1 protein-coding gene is annotated in these 468 nt (G+C 61.8%); it reads right to left on the reverse strand.

The window, feature by feature from the left end; all coding sequences use genetic code 11:
• On the reverse strand, window positions 1-332 hold a 332-nt coding region (locus AC1DCY_RS27620), incomplete at its 3' end, for a hypothetical protein (RefSeq protein WP_477355942.1).
• Window positions 333-468 lie beyond the last annotated feature (136 nt).

Raw genomic sequence — 468 nt, forward strand, 5'->3', positions numbered from 1 at the left:
ACATTGCCATACTTGATCGAAGGCCCCCGACGCTCGGCCCCTTCAAAAACCTCGATGCCTTTCTGCTCGGGCCATCTTGGCAGCTCTGCCAGTAAACGAGGCACCTGCTCAACGAACGCTTGCGGGACTTCACTGGCCAGAATCTGCTCGGGCAGCTTGCGCACATCAGCCCACGCCTTGAAGCGTTCGATCGTGTCGGTCAGCAGCGCTGGTGGCGGTTCGCTCACGACATGCAGTCTGCGCAGGACGTCTTCCTCCACACCGCTGGCAATACGAATTTGCTCCAGCGTGGCATCAGAGAAACCCTCGACCGCCGGCCCCATGCGGCGCATGAGTGTGGTTTTGTCCCACTCAACGGGGCGGTCCAGCTCGGTTTTCCAGGCCCCGGCACCGTTGTGCGCAAGTTTTGGCTGATAAGCTCCCGGCCTGTTCGGGTGCCGCAGGCGTGGCTGGCCAGTGTGTGGATCC

Source organism: Lysinibacillus sp. 10T31, from assembly GCF_056394365.1.